Origin of the sequence: Cupriavidus gilardii (genome assembly GCF_008801915.1) — a bacterium.
GTDB classification, from domain to species: Bacteria; Pseudomonadota; Gammaproteobacteria; order Burkholderiales; family Burkholderiaceae; genus Cupriavidus; species Cupriavidus gilardii.
The window spans coordinates 240669-260307 of record NZ_VZOV01000003.1 but is presented as its reverse complement, the minus strand read 5'-3'; the positions used below and the strand labels follow the sequence as shown (position 1 = coordinate 260307).

At 68.1% G+C, this 19639-nt stretch carries 19 protein-coding genes; 9 read left to right on the top strand and 10 right to left on the bottom strand.

What is annotated here, in order from left to right; all coding sequences use genetic code 11:
* Positions 1-10 precede the first annotated feature (10 nt).
* From F7Q96_RS06805 to dacB, 7 genes are all read left to right on the top strand, one after another.
* Positions 11-1171, top strand: a complete 1161-nt coding sequence (locus F7Q96_RS06805) for an ABC transporter substrate-binding protein (protein ID WP_151022283.1) — start codon at positions 11-13, stop codon at positions 1169-1171.
* Positions 1168-1677 (top strand): DUF3237 domain-containing protein, encoded by a 510-nt coding sequence (locus tag F7Q96_RS06800; RefSeq protein ID WP_151022281.1) that lies wholly within the window; start codon positions 1168-1170, stop codon positions 1675-1677. The genes F7Q96_RS06805 and F7Q96_RS06800 overlap by 4 nt, the downstream gene beginning before the upstream one ends.
* Positions 1678-1712: 35 nt before the next feature.
* A complete protein-coding gene (locus tag F7Q96_RS06795) occupies positions 1713-2252 on the top strand; it encodes a MarR family winged helix-turn-helix transcriptional regulator (RefSeq protein WP_151022279.1) in 540 nt (179 codons plus the stop codon).
* 378 nt (positions 2253-2630) lie between these two features.
* Entirely contained in the window at positions 2631-3485 is an 855-nt protein-coding gene (locus tag F7Q96_RS06790; RefSeq protein WP_151022277.1) for a hypothetical protein, read from the top strand.
* Positions 3486-3623: 138 nt separating this feature from the next.
* Positions 3624-4067: a hypothetical protein gene (locus F7Q96_RS06785; protein WP_144425828.1), complete on the top strand. Its 444-nt coding sequence runs from the start codon at positions 3624-3626 to the stop codon at positions 4065-4067.
* Between the two features lie 88 nt (positions 4068-4155).
* Entirely contained in the window at positions 4156-5100 is a 945-nt protein-coding gene (locus F7Q96_RS06780) for a hypothetical protein (protein ID WP_151022275.1), read from the top strand.
* 99 nt (positions 5101-5199) lie between these two features.
* The gene (gene dacB / locus F7Q96_RS06775) at positions 5200-6816 is read left to right on the top strand and encodes a D-alanyl-D-alanine carboxypeptidase/D-alanyl-D-alanine endopeptidase (protein ID WP_151022274.1); all 1617 of its coding nucleotides are present in this window, start codon (positions 5200-5202) and stop codon (positions 6814-6816) included.
* A gap of 12 nt (positions 6817-6828) precedes the next feature.
* Here the strand turns inward: dacB and F7Q96_RS06770 are convergent, their stop codons facing one another.
* The 7 genes from F7Q96_RS06770 to F7Q96_RS06740 form a co-directional block, all read right to left on the bottom strand.
* On the bottom strand, positions 6829-7806 hold the full coding sequence (locus tag F7Q96_RS06770; protein ID WP_151022306.1) for an L-threonylcarbamoyladenylate synthase: 978 nt from the start codon (positions 7804-7806) through the stop codon (positions 6829-6831).
* Between the two features lie 61 nt (positions 7807-7867).
* On the bottom strand, positions 7868-9112 hold the full coding sequence (locus tag F7Q96_RS06765) for a 5-(carboxyamino)imidazole ribonucleotide synthase (RefSeq protein ID WP_053822343.1): 1245 nt from the start codon (positions 9110-9112) through the stop codon (positions 7868-7870).
* 107 nt (positions 9113-9219) lie between these two features.
* Complete coding sequence (gene purE / locus F7Q96_RS06760; RefSeq protein ID WP_151022272.1) at positions 9220-9717, bottom strand: 5-(carboxyamino)imidazole ribonucleotide mutase; 498 nt, start codon at positions 9715-9717, stop codon at positions 9220-9222.
* 40 nt (positions 9718-9757) lie between these two features.
* Positions 9758-10666, bottom strand: a complete 909-nt coding sequence (locus F7Q96_RS06755; protein WP_053822345.1) for a phosphoribosylaminoimidazolesuccinocarboxamide synthase — start codon at positions 10664-10666, stop codon at positions 9758-9760.
* Positions 10667-10830: 164 nt separating this feature from the next.
* Positions 10831-11895, bottom strand: a complete 1065-nt coding sequence (fba, locus tag F7Q96_RS06750; RefSeq protein WP_053822346.1) for a class II fructose-bisphosphate aldolase — start codon at positions 11893-11895, stop codon at positions 10831-10833.
* A 244-nt stretch (positions 11896-12139) separates the two neighbouring features.
* Entirely contained in the window at positions 12140-13576 is a 1437-nt protein-coding gene (gene pyk / locus F7Q96_RS06745; RefSeq protein WP_053822347.1) for a pyruvate kinase, read from the bottom strand.
* 83 nt (positions 13577-13659) lie between these two features.
* Positions 13660-14856, bottom strand: a complete 1197-nt coding sequence (locus tag F7Q96_RS06740) for a phosphoglycerate kinase (protein WP_053822348.1) — start codon at positions 14854-14856, stop codon at positions 13660-13662.
* A gap of 405 nt (positions 14857-15261) precedes the next feature.
* Here F7Q96_RS06740 and F7Q96_RS06735 point away from each other — a divergent pair, with 405 nt between their 5' ends.
* Entirely contained in the window at positions 15262-16422 is a 1161-nt protein-coding gene (locus F7Q96_RS06735) for a helix-turn-helix transcriptional regulator (RefSeq protein WP_053822349.1), read from the top strand.
* Positions 16423-16425: 3 nt separating this feature from the next.
* Here F7Q96_RS06735 and F7Q96_RS06730 read toward each other — a convergent pair whose 3' ends face one another.
* From F7Q96_RS06730 to F7Q96_RS06720, 3 genes are all read right to left on the bottom strand, one after another.
* Positions 16426-16749, bottom strand: coding sequence for an AzlD domain-containing protein (locus F7Q96_RS06730; RefSeq protein ID WP_053822350.1), 324 nt, complete (start codon positions 16747-16749; stop codon positions 16426-16428).
* Positions 16746-17639: an AzlC family ABC transporter permease gene (locus F7Q96_RS06725; protein WP_053822351.1), complete on the bottom strand. Its 894-nt coding sequence runs from the start codon at positions 17637-17639 to the stop codon at positions 16746-16748. The genes F7Q96_RS06730 and F7Q96_RS06725 overlap by 4 nt, the downstream gene beginning before the upstream one ends.
* A gap of 137 nt (positions 17640-17776) precedes the next feature.
* On the bottom strand, positions 17777-18715 hold the full coding sequence (locus F7Q96_RS06720; RefSeq protein ID WP_053822352.1) for an AraC family transcriptional regulator: 939 nt from the start codon (positions 18713-18715) through the stop codon (positions 17777-17779).
* Positions 18716-18858: 143 nt separating this feature from the next.
* On the opposite strand from F7Q96_RS06720, the gene F7Q96_RS06715 reads away from it, so the two are divergent.
* On the top strand, positions 18859-19614 hold the full coding sequence (locus tag F7Q96_RS06715) for an SDR family NAD(P)-dependent oxidoreductase (protein ID WP_053822353.1): 756 nt from the start codon (positions 18859-18861) through the stop codon (positions 19612-19614).
* Positions 19615-19639: the final 25 nt, after the last annotated feature.

The following is a 19639-nucleotide window of genomic DNA, read 5'->3' as shown; positions in this document are numbered from 1 at the left end:
GAGACAAGCCATGACACTTCGCCGCACCGCGCTCGCGCGCCTGGCCTCGGCACTGGCATTGACGCTGACCGCCGCCTCGATGTCCGGCGCCGCGCTGGCCGACGTCACCGTCGGCGTCAGCATCTCGTCGACCGGGCCCTCGGCCTCGCTCGGCATTCCGCAGAAGCAGTCGCTGGGACTGCTGCCACAGCAGATCGCCGGCGAAACGATCCGATATGTCGTGCTCGACGACGGCTCCGATCCGACCCAGGCCACCAAGGTGGCGCGCCGCTTCGTCAGCGAGGACAAGGTCGACATCATCCTCGGCTCGTCGGCGGTGGCGCCGTCGATCGCGATCGCCGAAGTCGCCGACGAGAGCAAGACCGTGCAGCTGGCGTTCTCGCCGATCGAGCTCAAGCCCGGCCGCGGCGAATGGACCTACCGGCTGGCCCAGCCGATCAAGCTGATGGCCGAAGCCGTCGCGGCAACCGCCAAGGCCAACGGCGTCAAGACCATCGGCTTCATCGGCTTTGCCGACGCCTATGGCGAGACCTGGCTGAAGGAATTCACCACGGCCGCGGCCGCCAACGGCATCCGCATCGTCGCCACCGAACGCTACGCGCGCTCGGACACCGCGGTCACCGCGCAAACGCTGAAGCTGATCTCGGCGCGCCCCGATGCGATGCTGATCGCCGGCGCCGGCACCGGGGCCGCGCTGCCCCACACGACGCTGCGCGAGCGCGGCTATCGCGGGCCGATCTACCACACGCACGGCGCGGCCACCAAGGACCTGATCCGCATCGGCGGCAAGGCGGTCGACGGCGCCATCCTGCCGGCCGGTCCGGTGATCGTGCCCGAGCAACTGGCCGCCGACAGCGCACCGAAGAAGCCGGGCCTGGACTATGTCAGCCGCTACGAGAAGCAATATGGCGCGGAAAGCCGCACGCAGTTCGGCGCGCATCCCTACGATGCGGGGCTGGTGCTGCAACGGATCGTGCCGGTCGCGCTCAAGCGCGCCAGGCCGGGCACGCCGGAATTCCGCGCGGCGCTGAAGGCGGCGCTCGAGAGCGAGCGCGAGATCGTGGTCTCGCATGGCGTGCTCAATTACACCAGCCAGGACCACTTCGGTTTCGACCAGCGCGGCCGCGTGATGCTGACCATCGACAACGGCAACTGGAAGCTGCTGAAATGACGGCCGAATCGACGTTGCCTGGCCTGCCCGGCTTGCCGACGCCGAAGCTCGAGCACGTCGCCGACTTCAGCTTCCGGCTCGATCCGGCGATCGAAGTCGGCGCCAGCGCGGTCGGGCAGCGGCGCGTGATTCCGATTCTCGATGGCGTCGTCGACGGCCCGCTGCTGCGCGGCCGCGTGCTGCCCGGCGGCGCCGACTTCCAGCTGGTGCGTCCGGACCTGGGCGACGGCGTCACGGTCGCGGAGATCGAGGCGCGCTACGTCCTGCAGACCGACGACGGCGCCCGGATCTACATCGTGAACGCGGGCCTGCGCAGCGGTCCCGCCGATGTGCTGGCGCGCCTGTCCGCCGGCGAGACGGTCGATCCCTCGCTGGTCTACTTCCGCACCGCGCCCCGCTTCGAGACGCAGGCACCGGCCTACCGCTGGCTGATGCAACACACCTTTGTCGCGACCGGCGCGCGTTTCCCGGACCGCGTGCAGATGCGATACTTCCGCGTCGCCTGAACGGATGGCGGCCTGCGCGCCGCCATCCCCTGCCCATGTCCGCTTCGTCACGCTCCTCACCCTCGTCCCCCTCTTCCCGCTCCCCGCGCAAGACCCGCGATACGCTCGCGCCCGACCCCGCCACCGAAGCCGGAGGCTTCGACCCGCATCTGCCGGACGTCGACTATGGGGTGCTGGACAACCTGATCGGCTACGCGATCCGCCGTGCGCAGATCCGGCTCTACGAGGACTTCGTGCGATCGCTGGCGCCGTGGAACATCACGCCGCCACGCTTTTCTGCGCTGGTGCTGATCTCGCGCAACCCGGACCTGAAGCTGACCGACCTGGCCAGGATCATGGGCATTGCACGTTCGGGGGCCGTGCTGCTGGTCGATGCGCTGGAAGAGATGAAGCTGGTGGCGCGACGGCCGGCCGAGAACGATCGCCGCGCGTTCAGCCTGGTGTTGACGGCGGCCGGCCGCCGCACGCTGGAGGCGGCGACCGAGGCCGTTTGCGACCATGACGCGAAGATGGCGCGCGCGCTGTCGGCGCAGGAACAGCAGACGTTGAGAGCACTGCTGGCGCGACTCGCCTGAGAGTAACAAATCCTGTAGTGGCCGCCATCATTTGAATAGTGTCGTCGCAGTGCGGTGGGTACGCTTCGCTGTCCTGAAGCTCCAGCCAACGTGGCCGTCCGTCGTTGGCCTTCTCCACCCCACCACCGCGCCGACATGCTTCGTATCTTTGCCCCGTCTCGCCCTGCCGCAGATCCTGCGGCACATCCTGCCGCAGCCCCTGCCGTACATCCCGCCGCTTCCCTTGAGGCCGGTCTTCCGAACCACACCGAAGCCCAACCCCAGCCGCCGCAAGACATCCGACCGGCCGGCGTCGGCGCCGGCGTCACCGTGGTGGCCGCCCATCGCGCGGAACCAGCGCCATCCGCCGATGCCGTCCGCAACCAGCCGGCGCCCCGCGTGGTCGATCTGCTCGATTCCGCCTGGCAGAAGCTGACCAGCGCGGTGCATTCGCTGGCGGATACCAGCCGCAAGGACGAGATCCTGAGCACCGCGACGCGATGCGGCAAGAAGATCGCGAAGGCGCAGTCGGCCGCCGCGCGCATCGAAGCCTGGGATCTGCAGCAAGGGCACGACGTACGCATCTCCCCTCAGGAGTTGTTGCGGCTGCGTGCCGATATCAAGCAGTGTGCGCAGTCGGTCGGCGAAGCGCTGGCCGATCTCGATCAGCTGGCCACGAGCGTTCGGGATTATCCGGACAACGAAGCCCCTGGCACCAGGGCGATCGTGTTGATGGGGATCGCCGGCATCGTCGGCGCGCTGGCGATGCTGGTCGTCACGGTCGCCTGCCCTCCCCTGGGCCTCGCACTGCTCGGAGCGCTCGCTGCCGGCGGCGCCGCAGGTGGCGGTTATCTGATCCACAAGCTCTGTCAGGCCGCCTCCGCTCACGAGGGCTTCGAACGAGCGAACGGCGACGTGTCCGGCGCCTTCCGGCAATCGCTGGAGCAGGCCAGGGCCCTGGAGGCCCGGTTCAACGACGAATTGGCGCCTGCGTTGATGCGGAATGCAACCCTCCGAACCACGAAGGATCTGCAGGAATTTCTCGAGCGGCAGATGTCGCTGAATCGGTTTGCAGGCGACGTCACGCAGCGAAGGGCGGAATGGCAGCGCGATATCACCACTCAGCTGCACGCCGACCTTCCGAGGGATCAGTCGGAACTGGTGTATCCGTGCGAGATAGCCAACGAGCGCTTGATTCCGCCGGGCTTCCGTGACGGGCTGGCCGCGCTTCCCGCGGAGCAGCAGCAGAGGTAGATCGACAAGCGTCTCCCTGGGGCCATCGACATCGCGATCAACAAGATCCGCGCTGCCGCGGATGGCAACGACGACACGTTCGATGCGCTGCTATATCTGATCACGCAGCGCCCTCGCAATGCGGTGGAGAACGCGGCGATGACTGTGCTGGCCAGGGCCATCGGACTTTCCGAAGCGTTCAGCACTGCCGCGGGGCAAAAGATCAACCTCGTGCAGATTGCATGCGACGAAAGCGGAAGGGCCATCGGCGGCACGATCACCTACAAGCTGTACCAGCCGGCGCCCGAACTCGGCCTCAACGCCTTGTACATCATGCCGCTGGGGGCCGGCGAAATCATGTTGGCGCCGGAAGACGCCGGTCTTCAGGCCGTCGCGACGTTCGCGTTGGAAGGCCGGAACATCAAGGTCACGTCGCTTACGTTCAACGCAACGCTCTCCATCCTTGCAGCGTGCGCCGAAATGTTCGCGCCCGAAGTCGACCGGTTGGCGCAGTCGGGCAATCCACAGGATTTTGTGTTTGACGAGAAGCCGGCCGGCAGCAACGTTCCGGTACCCGGCGATCCGCCCGCGGGCCGCGGCTGAGCAGCGACGAGGGCACCGAACGGCAGCCCGGATCGGGTCCACGGCGATATCGGGGCAATCCTTGATTCCAACCTGGGAGGAACTGCATATGTCATTGGTACCGACGGGATCCACGCACACGGCCATGCCGCCCCCCGGATATCTGGGCGCCCTGCCGACGGAACTGAAGCTCGCGGTCATCGATGCCGATCCGGGCGCCGCGCTTGCGTTGATGGATACCACGCATGAATTCGAGATGCTGGTTTGCGACGGGCCACTGCGCCCGCTCTTCCAGTACTTCGAGCGTTCGCCGGACCGCCTGCGGTCCTTCCTGCAGGCAGGTATCCGCTCGGGAAAGACAGCCGGCCAGTTGGTGGGCCTGGCGAAGGTATTCGACCAGGTGACGAGCGCCCCAATCGATGGCATCCGTAATGCCGCGCGATATCTGGTGGAGTTGGGAATGGTGACGCCACGGATCTACAACGCCATGTGTCCTTCCTTCGTCCATCTGCTGTGCGAAAAGGACACGCTGACGTTCTCGTTTTCGCGCCGCTTTCCGTTGCTCAGCGAAGGCGAGCTGGCCGAACATCGGAACATGCTGCGGCCGTACGCCGACGAGCACGCGTTCAACCATGTTTCCGAACTCGATATCGTCCTGCTTCGCATCGCGCCTGCGCTCGGTGAAGATGGACTGCTCGGACTGGCTTTTGATCAGTTGTGCGATCGGGACTGCTTCGGCCGCTTTCTGATCCTCCAGGGATTCGCCAATCGCGAAGCCGCCTACCATTGCTCAAGAGCCGACTCCGCGGCCCTTGCGCAAATGATGAAGCGGTTCTATGGCGCGATGGACCTGCGAATCATCGATTTCAACCGCAACGCGCGGGATGGCGCCCTCTACCGGACCGCCTTCGGCAGCCCGGGACGTCCTTCCGCCAGCTGTCAGTCAACAGCGTCGGCGTCATCGGCCCGCGTCCGTGTTCGTCCTGCGGCAAAGTGGGGTCACACGCGGGACGACCAGCGAATCTGGCTGTTTCAGCTGTTTCGCCAGCTCTGACGGCCAACGACAGGAAGCCGGGACCTGACCGCGCTTCCTCGCGACGATGTGCAGCCGAAGCTGGCATCGAGTCGCATCGTTGCAGACGACTACGGTACCATGCTGCCCATGCCTGCTCGCCCCCTTTTTGCCCGCAGCATGGTGCCATTGCTGGCGTTTGCGCTGGCATTCGGTCCCGCTGCCAATTCCGAAGCCGCCCCCAAGCGGTCCAAGCCAAAAGCCGCCGCCGCGAAGGCATCGCGGCAATCGCCGTCGACAAAGGCAGTGCCCTCCCCTGCCCGGCTGCTGTCCCTGTCACAGGATCAAACGGGCCTGCCGGCGTCGGTGCTGCTCGGCTTGCGGCAGGCGGGCGTACCGCTTTCCGCGGCCAGCTTCTACATCGTCCGGCAAGGCGCGCCGGCCGCGACCGTCAGCTGGAACGCCCAGACCCCGATGAACCCGGCTTCGACGATGAAGCTGATCACGACCTTCGCCGGCCTGCAGCTGCTGGGGCCCAGCTACCGCTGGCAGACCTCGCTCTATGCGGACCGCGAGCCGGGGGCCGACGGCGTCGTCGGCAACGTCTATCTGCGCGGTCAGGGCGACCCCAAGCTGGTGCCGGAGGAAATGGCCAAGCTGGTGGCCGAAGCGCGGCGCGCCGGCGTGACGACCATCGCCGGCGACGTGGTGCTCGATCGCAGCTACTTCGACAATGGGCTGGACAACGGCGGCACCATCGACGGCGAGACCCATCGCGCCTACAACGTGGCGCCCGACGCGCTGCTCTATTCGTTCAAGACGCTGTCGTTCACGCTGACCCCGGATGCCGCCACGCAAACGGTCGGGGTCTCCGTGATGCCGCCGCTGGCGCAGCTGCGGCTGGACAACCGGCTGGCGCTGACCAACGGCCGCTGCGGCGACTGGCGCGCCGGCGCGACGCCGACGCTGTCCCCGCAGACGGACGGTACCGTGGTGGCGTCGTTCGACGGCAGCTATTCGGCCGATTGCGGCGAGCAGGTACTGAACTTCGCCGCGCTCAGTCACGACGACTTCATCGGCGGCGGCTTTGTCGCGCAATGGCTGGCGGCCGGCGGCACCTTCGCGAAGCCACCGGCGATCCGGCGCGGCAGCGTGCCGCGGCCCGCCTTCCGGCTGACGCGCCACCATGGCCTGCCGCTGGCCGACATCGTCCGCGACATCAACAAGTATTCGAACAACGTGATGGCGCGCCAGCTGTTCCTGACCATCGGCGCGGAGATCGATCGCCGCGGCCCCGCGAACACCCGGCGTTCGGCGGCGGTGATCCGCCGCTGGCTGTCGCATCAGGGGCTGGAGATGCCGGGCCTGATGCTGGACAACGGCTCGGGCTTGTCGCGGCAGGAGCGCATCAGCGCCTACGATCTGGCCCGCCTGCTGCAACAGGCACTGGCCAGCGAGGCGGCGCCGATCTTCGTCGACTCGCTGCCGGTCCTTGGCGTCGACGGCACGTTGAGGAACCGGCTGACGCGCAGCAGCGCCGCCGGCCATGGCTATCTGAAGACGGGTACGTTGGCGGATGTGCGCGCCATCGCCGGCTATGTCGATGCAGCCGATGGCAAGCGCTACGTGGTGGTCAGCCTGATCAACCATCCGAACGCCGCGCAGGCGCAGCAGGCGCATGACGCCCTGCTCGAATGGGTCTATCGCGGCGCGCCGGTGTCGCCCGCCGCAGCCGCAGCCGCAGCGGCTGCAGAATAGCGGCCCGGGCGTTCAGTCCTGGAACGCGGCGGCGGCGCGCTGCAGCCGGTCCCGCACGCCCGCCCACTCATGCCCTTCGGGCAGCGGCTCGACGTACAGCCGCGCGTAGCCTTCCTTGTCGAGCCGGCGCAGCAGCCGGTAGAGTTCCCGGGCATACGATCTGGCGTCCGCCGGGGCCTGCACCCAGACACAACGTGGATCGTCCGCCGGCGCGGCGGAGACCCAGGCCACGCGCGCGTCCGCCGGCAGCGTCGCGAGATCGCGCGCCAGTGCGCGCGCATCGGCCAGATACAGCGGCGTGCGCGGCGCGTAGTGCGCCTTCAGTGTGCCGGAGGCCCGCGGTGCCGCGGCATCCGGCGGCAGCGGCGCGACGCCCAGCACATCGGCCATCATCGCCGGCGTGATCGCGCCCGGCCGCAACAGCACCGGGCCGACGCCCTGGTCCAGCCGCGACAGGTCGACGATCGTCGATTCGATGCCGACCTCGACGCCATCGCCCTCGAGCACATAGACGCTGTCGCCGAATTCCTCGCGCACATGCTGCGCGGTGGTCGGGCTGACCTGCCCGAACTTGTTGGCCGAAGGCGCGGCGATGCCGCCGCGGCCGCGCTTGAAGAGCGACAGCAGCGCCTGCGCGACCGGATGCGACGGGCAGCGCAGGCCGATGCTGTCCTGGCCGCCGGCCACGTCGGCCGGGATATGCGACGCACGCTTCAGAATCAGCGTCAGCGGTCCCGGCCAGAAGGCGTCGATCAGGCGCTGCGCGGCCTCGGGCACGTCGTCGGTCCAATGGCCGATGTCGGCGCCGTCGACCACATGGACGATGATCGGATGGTTGGACGGCCGTCCCTTGGCCGCGAAGATCCGCGCCACCGCCTCGGGGTTCTCGGCATCGGCGCCGAGGCCGTAGACGGTTTCGGTCGGAAACGCGACCAGCTGCCCGGCCTCGAGCAGGCGCGCGGCCTCGTCGAGTTCGGCGGCGGTCGGCATCCGGGCAGGATGGGAAGCGGCGGCCATCGTCATCACGCTGTGCGGAAAGACTGTGCGGACATCAGGGCGCGATATGCAGCAACTGCAGCGCCGCGTCGAAGGCGCGCTGCGCGTCTTCGGCGCGCTCGCCGACGCAGTTGACGTGGCCCATCTTGCGTCCGGGCCGCGCATCGCTCTTGCCGTACAGATGCAGCTTGGCACCCGGCTGCGCCACCACCGCATCCCAGGCCGGCTCGCGCTCGAGCCCGTATTCGTACCAGACGTCGCCCAGCAGGTTCAGCATCTTGCCTGCCGAATGCTGGCGCGTGCTGCCCAGCGGCAGCCGGGCCATCGCCCGCACCTGCTGCTCGAACTGACTGGTTTCGCACGCATCCATCGTGATATGGCCGGAGTTGTGCGGGCGCGGCGCCATCTCGTTGGCGACCAGGCTGCCGTCCTTGAGCACGAAGAATTCGATGCACAGCACGCCGACATAGCCCATCTCGCCGGCGATGATCGCGGCGGCGGCACGGGCACGGTCCGCGATCTCGGCCGACACCTGGCGCGACGGCATCACCGTCGAGAACAGGATGCCGTCGCGATGGACGTTCTCGGCCAGCGGCCAGGTCGCGGTCGAGCCATCGGCACCGCGCGCGGCCAGCACCGACACCTCATAGGCCAGCGGCAGCATCTGCTCGAGCACGCACGGCACATGCTGCATCGCGTTCCAGGCGGCACGCACGTCGTCGCGGGTCTTGACGCGGGCCTGGCCCTTGCCGTCGTAGCCCATGCGGGCGGTCTTCAGGATGCCCGGCAGCAGCTGCTCGGGCAGCTGGTCGATATCGGCGTCGTGCTGGATCACCCAGTGCGGGGCCGGCGACACGCCGGTGCGCTCGGCGCAGGCCGCGAAGAACTTCTTCTCGCCGATGCGGTTCTGCGCGATCGACACGCAATGGCCGCGCGGCGCAACGAAGGCGCCGAGCTGCTCGAGCCGCTCCAGCGACATCGACGGCACGTTCTCGAATTCGGTGGAGACCGCCTGGCACAGCTTTGCCATCTCGGCCAGCGCCGCCTCGTCGGTATAGGCCGCGCAGATATGCCTGTCGGCGACCGCGCCGGCCGGGCTGTCCTGGTCGGGGTCGAGCACGCAGACCTTGTAGCCCATCGCCTGGGCGGCGTGGGTGAACATCCGGCCCAGCTGGCCGCCGCCGAGCATGCCGAGCCAGGCGCCGGGCAGGATCGGCGCGTTCGGGCCGCCGACGCCGAATTCGGCGCGCGACTCGGGCGTGTGCGCTTCGATCAGATGGGGATGGATATCGGTGGGCATGCTCGTCGGGATTCCAGGGGAACGGTTTGCGGCCGCCGGCGACGGCCGCGGGGCGAATCAGCAAATCAGTGAAACAGTCAAACAGTGAAGCGAATCGGCGCAGCCGGTCACAGCGGCAACGTCATCGCGCGCGCCGCTTCGGTCTGGCGCGTGCGGAAGGCGTCCAGCGCCGCGGCCAGCGCGTCGTCGGTGGTGGCCAGCGTCGCGATCGCATGCAGCGCGGCATTGGCCGCGCCCGCCTCGCCGATCGCGAAGGTGGCGACCGGCACGCCCTTGGGCATCTGCACGATCGACAGCAGCGAATCCTCGCCGCGCAGGTATTTGGACGGCACCGGCACGCCGAACACCGGCACGATGGTCTTGGCGGCGATCATGCCCGGCAGGTGCGCGGCACCGCCGGCGCCAGCGATGATCGCGCGCAGTCCACGCGCACGCGCGGTCTCGGCATAGCGGAACATCTCGTCGGCCATCCGGTGCGCCGATACGACCTGCGCCTCGAACGGAACGCCGAAATCCTTCAGCATCGCCACCGCGTGCTGCATCACGTCCCAGTCCGAGCTGCTGCCCATCACGACGCCGACCAGCGGCTTGTTTGTCTGGCTCACTTCCAATCCTCGCTTGCGTGGCGTGCGCGCGGCCGCCCGGTTATTGCAGTTCCTGCCCGGTCAGCCGGGTCAGCGCCTCGCGGTACTTGGCCGCGGTCTTCTCGATCACGTCGGCCGGCAGCGCCGGCGCCGGCGCGGTCTTGGGCCATGGCTTGCCGTCGATGCGCACCGCCTCGAGCCAGTCGCGCACGAACTGCTTGTCGAACGACGACGGGTTGGTGCCCACCTGATACGAGTCGGCCGGCCAGAAGCGCGACGAATCGGCGGTCAGCACCTCGTCCATCAGGGTCAGCGTGCCATTCTCGTCCAGGCCGAACTCGAACTTGGTGTCGGCGATGATGATGCCGCGCGTGGCGGCGTAGTCGGCCGCTTCCTTGTACAGGCGGATCGAGATGTCGCGCATCTGCGCGGCCAGTTCCTTGCCGATACGCGCCTCGACCTCGGCGAAGCTGATGTTCTCGTCGTGCTCGCCCATCTCGGCCTTGGCCGCCGGCGTGAAGATCGGCTCGGGCAGCTTCTGCGCGTTCTGCAGCCCGGCCGGCAGCGCGATGCCGCAGACGCGGCCGGTCGCCTGGTAGTCCTTCCAGCCCGAACCGGCCAGATAGCCGCGCACCACGGCCTCGACCAGGATCGGCTTCAGACGCTTGACCACCACCGCGCGGCCGCGCACCTGCGCCACTTCGTCCGGCTGCACCACGGTCTCGGGCGCGATGCCGGTCTCGTGGTTCGGCACGATATGCGCCAGCTTCTGGAACCAGAAGTTGGCCATCTGGTTCAGCACGCGGCCCTTGCCCGGAATCGGCTCGCCGAGGATCACGTCGAACGCCGACAGGCGATCGGTCGTCACGATCAGCAGCTTGTCGTCGCCGACGGCATAGTTGTCGCGCACCTTGCCATGGCCGAGCAGCGGCAGCGAGCGGATGGAGGACTGATAGAGAGCGTCAGACATAGAAATAGGTCGGCGAGCCGGAGAGAGGGAGAAACAATGAGGGGCTTCGTGCAGTGGCGAAGCCCCATCGGTCGAATCATTGGCCACGCCATGGCGTCGGCCATGGCCCTGCCCCCGGATGCGTGCAACGCGGGAGGCCGGGCCGCGACGGCTTACTGCACCGCTTACTGCACCACCTGGGCCAGCTTGCCCGACTTGTACTGCTCGGCGATCTCCTTCAGCGCGATCGGCTTGATCTTGCCGGCCTGGCCTTCGCAGCCGAACGCGACATAGCGCGCCTTGCACACCTGCTTGGCGGCCTCGCGGGCCGGCTTCAGGTATTCGCGCGGATCGAACTTGCTCGGGTTCTCGACGAAGAAGCGGCGGATCGCGCCGGTCATGGCCAGACGGATATCGGTATCGATATTGATCTTGCGCACGCCGTACTTGATCGCTTCCTGGATTTCCTCGACCGGCACGCCGTAGGTTTCCTTCATGTCGCCGCCGAACTTGCGGATTTCCTCCAGCAGTTCCTGCGGTACCGACGACGAGCCATGCATCACCAGGTGGGTGTTGGGGATGCGGGCGTGGATTTCCTTGATGCGGCTGATCGCCAGGATGTCGCCGGTCGGCTTGCGGGTGAACTTGTACGCGCCGTGCGAGGTGCCGATCGCGATCGCCAGCGCGTCCAGCTGGGTCGCCTTGACGAAGTCGGCGGCCTGCTCGGGGTCGGTCAGCAGCATCGAGTGGTCGAGCTTGCCTTCGGCACCGATGCCGTCTTCCTCGCCAGCCTCACCGGTTTCCAGCGAGCCCAGGCAACCCAGTTCGCCCTCGACGGTCACGCCGACCGCATGGGCCATCTCGACGACCTTGCGGGTCACCTCGACGTTGTAGTCGTACTCGGCCGGAGTCTTGCCGTCTTCGCGCAGCGAACCGTCCATCATCACCGACGAGAAGCCCAGGTCGATCGCGCCCTGGCAGATCGCCGGCGACTGGCCGTGGTCCTGGTGCATCACGACCGGGATATGCGGATAGGCCTCGACCGCGGCCTCGATCAGGTGGCGCAGGAAGTGTTCGCCTGCGTATTTGCGGGCGCCGGCGGAAGCCTGCATGATCACCGGCGCATTCACTTCGTCGGCCGCCTGCATGATGGCCTGGACCTGCTCCAGGTTGTTGACGTTGAATGCCGGCAGACCGTAGCCGTTCTCGGCGGCGTGGTCGAGCAACTGGCGCATCGAAACGAGTGGCATGTCAGACTCCTAAGAAAAGAATGGGGTTCTCGGTATTGGATGTTCTTCGGGCTGCCGGGCTGTCGCCACGGCCCGCCGCTATCGTGGCAAGGTTCCGTGGGCCGCGGCACCGGGCTGTGTTCCCCAGCGCACCGTGCGCGCCGTCCTGGTCGGCGTCATCGTTCGCGTGATCGTTCGCGTGGTCGTTCGGGTCATCGGCATCGCCTCCTCGCCTCCGGCTTCATGGTCAGGGTGCGGATCCCCTTCACAGGCCGACCCGGACGATCTTCAGCGTATTGGTGCCGCCCGGCTGCCCCATCGGCTCGCCGATCGTCAGCACGATGAAATCGCCGCGCTGCACCACGCCCTTGGCAAGCAGCAGCTCCTCGGCCTGTTCCAGCGCGGTATCGCGGTCGCTGCTCGATTCCAGCGGCAGCGCCACCACGTTGCGGTACAGCTGCATCTTGCGCTGCGAGGCCAGGTTCGGCGTCATCGCGTAGATCGGCACATGGATGCGGTGACGGCTCATCCACAACGCGGTCGCGCCCGAATCGGTCAGCGCGGCAATGGCCTTCACTTGCAGATGATAGGCGGTGAACAGCGCGCCCATTGCGATCGACTGGTCGATCCGCGTGAAGGTCTGGTTCAGGAAGTCGGTATCCAGCTGGACCACCTCGGACTTCTCGGCCTCGACGCAGACCGCGGCCATCGCCTCGACGGTCTCGACCGGATAGCGTCCGGCGGCCGTCTCGGCCGACAGCATCACCGCGTCCGTGCCGTCGAGCACGGCGTTGGCCACGTCCGACACCTCGGCGCGGGTCGGCACCGGATTGACGATCATGCTTTCCATCATCTGCGTGGCGGTGATGGTCAGCTTGTTGGCCTCGCGCGCGAGCCGGATCATCCGTTTCTGCAGCGCCGGCACCGCGGCGTTGCCCACTTCCACGGCCAGGTCGCCGCGCGCCACCATGATGCCGTCCGAAGCGGCGAGGATTTCTTCGAGCACGCCCGGCCGGATCGCCTCGGCGCGCTCGATCTTGGCGATCATCCGCGCCTTGTGGCCGAACTGCTGGCCCGCCACCGCGGCGAGCTGGCGCGCCATCTCCATATCGGTGGCGTTCTTCGGGAAGCTGACCGCGATATAGTCGGCGCCCAGCGCCATCGCGGTCTTGATGTCTTCCATGTCCTTGGCCGTCAGCGCTGGCGCCGACAGGCCGCCGCCCTGGCGGTTGATGCCCTTGTTGTTGGACAGGTCGCCGCCGACCTTGACGGTGGTGAAGATCTCGTTGCCGATCACACGGTCGACCACCAGCACGATGAGGCCGTCGTTGAGCAGCAGCAGATCGCCCGGACCGACATCGCGCGGCAGGTCGCGGTAATCGAGGCCGGCGCGCTCCTGGTTGCCGAGCTGGCAGTTGGCGTCCAGCACGAACGGGTCGCCGGCCTTCAGCGTGACCTTGCCGTGCTCGAACTTGCCGACGCGGATCTTCGGCCCCTGCAGGTCGGCCATGATCGCGACCTCGCGGCCGCAGGCCTGGGCCGCCTCGCGCACCAGGCGCGCGCGCTCGAGGTGGTCCTCGGCGGTGCCGTGCGAGAAATTGAGCCGCACCACGTCGACCCCGGCCGCAATCATGCGGGTCAGCATCTCGAGCGTGCTGGAAGCGGGGCCGATGGTGGCGACGATCTTGGTCGAACGGGTCATCTGGTTTCCTTGTCCTTGGGGTGTCGCGGCCGTCCGCCGGCGCTCGCCGCTGCGGCGGCCGGCAGACGACGGGGCCTGTGGGGTCAGCCCGCGGCGCGCTGCTCCAGGACTTCGAAGGCCGGCAGCTTCTTGCCTTCGAGGAATTCGAGGAAGGCGCCGCCGCCGGTCGAGATATAGCCGACGCGGTCGGCGATGCCGTACTTGGCGATCGCGGCCAGCGTGTCGCCGCCGCCGGCGATCGAGAAGGCCTTCGATTCGGCAATCGCCTCGGCCAGCACCTTGGTGCCGTTGCCGAACTGGTCGAATTCGAACACGCCGACCGGACCGTTCCAGACGATGGTGCCGGCCGCCTTCAGCTGCTCGGCCAGCATCGCCGCGGTGCGCGGACCGATGTCGAGGATCATGTCGTCGTCGGCCACGTCCTTGACGTCCTTGACCGTGGCCGCGGCGCTGGCGCTGAACTCCCTGGCGCAGACCACGTCGACCGGGATCGGCACCGAGGCGCCGCGCGCGGCCATGATGTCGATGATGGCCCTGGCTTCGGCGGCCAGATCCGGCTCGGCCAGCGACTTGCCGATCTTCAGTCCGGCGGCCAGCATGAAGGTGTTGGCGATGCCGCCGCCGACCACCAGGTTGTCGACCTTGTCGGCCAGCGACTTCAGGATGGTCAGCTTGGTCGAGACCTTCGAGCCTGCGACGATCGCCACCAGCGGCCGGGCCGGCTGGCCCAGCGCCTTGCCCAGCGCGTCGATCTCGGCGGCCAGCAGCGGGCCGGCGCAGGCGATCGGCGCGTATTTGGCGATGCCATGGGTGGTGGCCTCCGCGCGATGCGCGGTGCCGAAGGCGTCGTTGACGTAGATGTCGCAGAGCCTGGCCATCTTCTGCGCCAGCTCGTCGCTGTTCTTCTTCTCGCCCTTGTTGACGCGGCAGTTCTCGAGCAGCACCGCCTGGCCGGGCGCGACCTCGACCCCGTCGACCCAGTTCTGCACCAGCTTGACGTCCTTGCCCAGCAGTTCCGACAGGCGCTTGCCGATCGGCGCCAGCGAATCGGCCGGCTTGAACTCGCCCTCGGTCGGGCGGCCCAGGTGGGAGGTCACCATCACGGCGGCGCCGGCGTCCAGGCAGGCCTGGATCGCGGGCACGGAGGCGCGGATGCGGGTGTCCTCGGTGATATTGCCGGCGTCGTCCTGCGGCACGTTGAGGTCGGCGCGGATGAACACACGCTTGCCGGACAGTTTGCCTTGGGAAATCAGGTCGGATAGACGCAGGACAGAGGTCATGGCTCTTGCGGGAAAGATCGGAAAAACCGGCATTTTACCTGAAGGGGGCCCCCCTTTTGCGCAATTGCAACGGGGTTGCGACGCCCGGCGCACAAAGGCAGGTGAAACCCTCATCACATCCTGCTGACGACCCCGCGGCAAAGCCGTACCATAGCTGCTCGGCCACCGCAGACGCCCCCGGCGCGCTGCCCTCGAGAAGCCGTCCAATCCAATCAAGAAGAAACAAGACGTTGGAAAGCCGACCGGGTCATCACAAGAGCCCGGCAGCGATTGACTTTGTCGTCGGAACCAGGGGAAGTCGATGAACCAAGGGAAAGTCCATGGCGCCAACCATGGGCGGCGCCAGCCTTTGCACGTGCCGCCCGCCGCCTGCCGCTCCATCGGGTCGATCATGCGGAGGCGGCAATGAACGATAGCGACATCCACGACACCATCCGCGGGCTCTACGAGGGCATCGTCGATCCGCAGGCGTGGCAGCGCAGCCTGCAGAACCTGCGCCGTGCCAGCGGCAGCACCCAGATGGGCATGGTCGTGCTGGACAAGCGCAGCAACCGCATGTCGGTGGCCGAGCTGGCCAATCCGGTTGAAGGACTGGCCGAGGCCTACCAGCAGACCTTTCAGGCGCTCGACCCGGGGCGCCCGTTTACGCCGCGGATGCCGCTCGGTGGCTGGTACATCGACGCGCGCGAGCTCGGGGTCGACACCATTGCCCGGAACCCTTTTTACGGCGACTTCCTGCATCGCTACGGCCTGGGCTCGGTGATGGCTTGCCTGGTCGATCGCCAGCCCTATTACGAGGTCTATTTCTCGCTGCAGCGGCCGCTCGACGGGCCGCTGTTCGCACCCGAGGACGCGCGCGCGCTGGACTGGGCAATTCCTCACATCCGGCAGGCGATGGCGCTGCGCGAACGCACCAGCGCGCTGACCGCGCTGCAGCGGCTGTCGATGCAGTTGCTGGACCAGCTCGCATTCGGCGTGATCGTCTTCACCGCGGACGCGCGCGTGCTGCTGCACAACGGCGAGGGCGAGGCCTGGGTGCGCCGGCTGGTGCCAAACCCCGCCGCCCCGCGCACGGGTACGGGCACAGGCGGAGGCGACGAATGGACGCTGTCGCGCCCGTTTGCCGCGATGGTGCGCGCCGCGTGCGATGCCGACGCACCGGTGCCGGCCCAGGCGGCGATCGCCCAATCGCGCCAGGGCGCTCGCGCGCAGGTCGTCGTGCTGCCGCTGCCGCCGTCGCACGCGCTCGGCCAGGCCTGGCAGCAGCCGGCCGCGCTGGTCGCGATCCACGACGCCCGCAGCAGTTCGCCGCTGCTGCCGCAGGTGCTGCGCGACCTTTACGGACTGACGCCGGCCGAGATGCGGCTGGCGACGCTGCTGACCACCGGCATCGGGCTGCCCGAGGCCTGCGAGCAGTTGCAGATCGGCCGCGAAACCAGCCGGACCCAGCTGAAGTCGGTGTTCATCAAGACCGGCACCAACAGCCAGGCCCAGCTGTCGCACCTGCTGACCCAGCTGAGCGCCACGCTGAAGGCGCCGGCGGCCGCAGCGGACCGCGTGTCCTGACGGTCAGGCCAGCAGCCGCAACGCGGTGTAGACCGCCATGCCGACCGCGATCATGCCGAGCATCTTGCGGGTGGCCAGATAGAACGCCGCGGCGGCGACGCCGGCGATCAGCTTGTAGTTTTCCAGGCCGACGGTGAAATGGCCCTGCCAGGTCATCAGGTCCGGCAGGATGATGGCCGCCAGCGCGGCGGCGGGCGCGTAGCGCAGCGCCCGCTGCAGCCGGTCCGGCAGGCTGACGTGCTCGCCCGCCATCAGGAACAGCGCGCGCGTGACGATGGTCACCACCGCCATGCCGATCAGCGCGATCCAGATCTGCCCATGGCTCATGCCCGGTCCTCCGCCGACGAAGCGGCATGGCTGGCCTGACTGCCAGCGTTGTTGTCGACGTGGCGCGTGCCGGCGGCCTTGATCCGTCGCCGCTTGCGTTCGATGCCGCGCAGCGTGGCCCGGGCCGCCATCTGGTCGCTGGCCATGCCGGCCGCGATCGCCCCGGCTACCGCCACCACCAGCCCGAGCCGGTATGGCAGCTCGAAGAAGAACAGCGCCAGCACCGCGGACACCGCGACCGCCATCAGCGTCGAGCGCGAATTGATCGTCGACACCATCACCGGAATCAGCGCCAGCGTGCCGGCCAGCGCCAGCCCCCAGCTGTCGGGGAACAGGCTCGCCAGCAGGATGCCCGCCAGCGACGACACCTGCCACATCACGAAGTTGACCAGCGCCATGCCCCAGAAATAGCCTTCCTTGCCCGGCTCGTAGCCCGGCGTCTGGTAGCGCTGCATGAAGAAGACGAAATGCAGGTCGCCGTTGAACGACCCCAGCACCGTCCGCCGCCACAGCGGCAGATAGCTGAAATGCGGCTGCAGCGCAGCGCTGAAGATCACGAAGCGCAGATTGACCACGGCCGCGGTCAGCCAGATCGTCCACAGCGGCATGCCGGCGGCGAACAGCGGCAGCACCGCCAGCTGGGCCGAGCCGGCATAGACCAGCAGGCTCATGCCGATCGCCTCGGGCACCGTCATCACCGACTTGCTCATCGCGACGCCGGTCACCAGCCCCCACGAGAACGTGGCCGGCAGCGAGGGCGCGAAACGCCGGGCGCCGGCCAGGAAGCCGGTGCGCTCGGCGGGTGGGAAGCGGGTCCACAAATGATGCAGGACGCCTTGCGTGGCACGATGCCAAAGGCGCAACCAGGCCGGGGGCCGAGGGGAAGTCATGGAGCGGATGCGGTGAGGATCCGGCCGATCGCGCGACGGCGATCCACGCGCCGCGCCGGCATCGCCGGACACCCCGCCGCGAGCGCGGCGGGTAAGGCGCCATTATAGTGCCTGGCGACCATTGGGTAAGTGGCCGCTTAAATCCCGGCAACGCCGCCAGCCCTGTGTTCGGCCGACGGTTCGACCACAGCCGCCGGCAGCGCCGCGCGCATCGCCTCCGCATCCCGCGCCGGTGGCGCGCCAAACAGCCGCCGGTATTCCCGCGTGAACTGCGGCACGCTCTCGTAACCGACGGCAAAGGCCGCGCTGCTGGCCGTCAGGCCGTCGGCCAGCATCAGCCGGCGTGCTTCGATCAGCCGCAGCTGCTTCTGGAACTGCAACGGCGACAGCGACGTGACAGTGCGGAAGTGTTGGTAGAACGACGACGGGCTCATGCCGGCGGCCGCGGCCAGCCGCTCCATCGGCAATGGCTTCGTGAAGTCCTCGCGCAGCACCGCCACGGCGCGTGCCACACGGCGCGCATTGCCTTCGGGCCATCCCAGTTCGCGGATCGCCGCACCATGCCGGCCGGCCAGCAGCCAGTAATGCAGCTCACGAACGCGCTGCGCGTGCAGCACCGGAACCGCTTCCGGCCGCTCGACCAGCCGCATCAGCCGCAGCGCGGCGTCGGCGACCTCCGCATCGGTCGGCTGGTAGCGCACCGCCAGGCCGTCCGCCGGCGGCAGCGTCTGCATCTGGATTGCGAGCTCCGCGATCACGGCCGGCTCGAGGTCCAGCACCAGCGACAGATAGGGCGCTTCGCGGCTGGCCCGGGTGACCTGGCTGACGGTCGGCACGTCGGCGGTAATCAGCAGCGAATCGCCCGCCTCGAAGGTGAAGGTCTGCGTGCCGATGGTGACCTGCTTGCTGCCCTGAAGCACCAGACAGACCAGCGGCCGCGCGATCGCATGGACCAGGCCGCTGGGCGAGGTCGCCCGGATCGTGGTCAGGCCCGGCACCGGCGTCTGGGCCAGGCCGTCGGGATCGGCATAGGCGTCCGTGTAGCGGCGGACGGCATCGAGCAGCTCGGCGTTCATGCCCGCAGCATAGCGTTGCTGTGCCGCGATGGCGAACCGGCTCGGAGATTCAGGCAAGAAAGCGGGAGGAATTGACAAAGACTATCGAGCCGCGAACTCCAATAATTCGAAGCACCACCAACCGAACCACAGGAGTTCTCGCCATGACCAGCATTGCCCTCGTGACAGGCGCCAGCCGCGGGCTGGGCCGAGCCACCGCCCTCAGCATCGCCCGCAGCGGCGGGGACGTCATCGTGACCTACCAACGCCGTGCCGACGAGGCGAACGCCGTCGTCGCCGAAATCGAGGCCATGGGCCGCAAGGCCCGCGCGCTGCAGCTCGACACCGGCGACGCCGGCAGCTTCGCCGCGTTCGCGCAAGCGCTGCGCGTGGCGCTGCGCGAGACCTGGCAGCGCGACACCTTCGATCATCTGGTCAACAACGCCGGCCACGGCGACCACGCGCTGATCGCCGACACCACGGAAACGCAGTTCGACGCGCTGGTCAATGTGCACTTCAAGGGCGTCTTTTTCCTGACGCAGACGCTGCTGCCGCTGATCGGCGACGGCGGACGCATCGTCAACCTGTCCAGCGGGCTGACGCGGGTCTCGTTCCCCGGCTACGCGGCGTACGCGGCGGTCAAGGGCGCGGTGGAAGTGCTGACGCGGTATATGGCGAAGGAATTGGGCGCGCGCGGCATCGCGGTCAATACCGTGGCCCCGGGCGCGATCGAAACGGACTTCGGCGGCGGCGCCGTCCGCGACAATCCGGAGATCAACAAGCTGTTCGCGGAAATGACGGCCCTTGGCCGGGCCGGCGTGCCGGACGATATCGGCCCGATGATCGCAAGCCTGCTGTCGGAGAGCCACCGCTGGGTCAACGCCCAGCGAATCGAGGTGTCGGGCGGTCAGGGAATCTGAGGCGGCCGCCCCGGATAATGGCCTG